Origin of the sequence: Pseudonocardia halophobica (assembly GCF_027922425.1) — a bacterium.
Classification (GTDB): Bacteria; Actinomycetota; Actinomycetes; order Mycobacteriales; family Pseudonocardiaceae; genus Pseudonocardia; species Pseudonocardia halophobica.
This window is the reverse complement of sequence record NZ_BSFQ01000235.1, coordinates 1-618: the sequence shown is the minus strand read 5'-3', so window position 1 is coordinate 618 and position 618 is coordinate 1. Positions and strand designations below refer to the sequence as shown.

The 618-nt window shown below is 72.2% G+C and carries 1 protein-coding gene; it reads left to right on the top strand.

The genetic code is table 11. The features are described 5' to 3' along the window. On the top strand, positions 1-618 hold a 618-nt coding region (locus PKE99_RS38360), incomplete at both ends, for a PfkB family carbohydrate kinase (RefSeq protein WP_271215142.1).

Genomic DNA, 618 nt, shown 5'->3' with positions numbered 1-618 from the left:
GGCGACTCTAGCCGCTGCCCGCGCCCGAGGTGCGCGAGTCGCCTTCGACAGCAACTACCGCCCGACCGGCTGGCCCGATAGGGCGGCTGCGCGGGCAGCGGTTCGCCGCACTCTGAAGCTGGCCGACGTCTACCTGCCCACACTCGGCGACGAGCAGGCGCTGTTCGACGACCACGACGGCAAGGCCTGCGCGGCCCGCCTGGCCGCCATGGGGATCGCCGAGATCGTGATCAAGACCGGCCCGGACGGGTGCCTCGTCGTCACCGGTGACCAACTGTCAACCATGCCCGCGAAACGAGACGTCGACGTCGTCGACACGACAGCCGCGGGCGATTCATTCAATGCCGGGTACCTGGCGGCGCGGCTGCAGGGCGCACCCCCGCGCGAGGCTGCCGTGGCGGGTCACACGCTCGCGGCGCTCGTGGTCGGCCGGCCCGGCGCAATCATGCCGGCCCAGGTCCTCCCCCGCCGCCCGGGTGCGGAGCCGGTCAAGCCCGCTCACAGGCGAGTTGCGGCGGGCCGGGATCTACCCGACTCTTCGATGAGAGACACTGCTCGTCAGACCACCGGACCAGAGCCGACGGCCGCTCACACGGCCCGTCGGTCGGCAAGGTCGGC